General features: G+C 76.8%; 1 protein-coding gene. It reads right to left on the reverse strand.

What is annotated here, in order from left to right:
- The coding region (locus HMPREF3099_RS10860; protein WP_256374427.1) for an ABC transporter transmembrane domain-containing protein at positions 1–594 on the reverse strand (594 nt) is incomplete at both ends.

Genomic DNA, 594 nt, shown 5'->3' on the forward strand with positions numbered 1-594 from the left:
GTCGCGCGCACCCCCGGCCGCCGGCGCGCGCCCGGCCGCGTCCCCCTCGAGCAGCGGAAGCACCTCCTCCAGCGTCTGCGCCCCGTCGGCCGCGCTGTGGAAGTCCGCCCCCACGCGCCGCACCGGCCAGTACGCCTCCGGCGCCAGCAGGATGGCGGCCAGTCCCACCATCAGACCCAGCTCGCCGTGCGCCAGCCGCAGCCCCACGAACACGGCCACGATGGCCACCGAGATGGTGGAGAGCAGCTCCATGGCCGCCGTGGTGAGGAAGGCCGTGCGCAGCGTGCGCACCGTGGCCCGCCGGTGGGCCTGCCCCACCTCCTCGATGCTGCGCACCTGCCGCTCCGCCCGGCCCAGGGCCACCAGCGTGGGCAGCCCGCGCATCACGTCCAGGAAGTGCCCGGCCAGGGCGTCCAGGGCGCGCCAGCGGCGGTCGGTCTCGGCGGCCGTGGCCTGCCCGATGAGGGCCGCGAACACCGGCAGCAGCGGCAGCGTCAGCAGCACCACCACGGCGCTGGACAGGTCCACCCACGCCAGCGCCGCCACCACCAGCACCGGCACCGCACCCGCGGCCACGAGCGAGGGCAGGTAGCT

Source organism: Kytococcus sp. HMSC28H12, assembly GCF_001816045.1.
In the GTDB taxonomy this organism is placed as follows: Bacteria; Actinomycetota; Actinomycetes; order Actinomycetales; family Dermatophilaceae; genus Kytococcus; species Kytococcus schroeteri.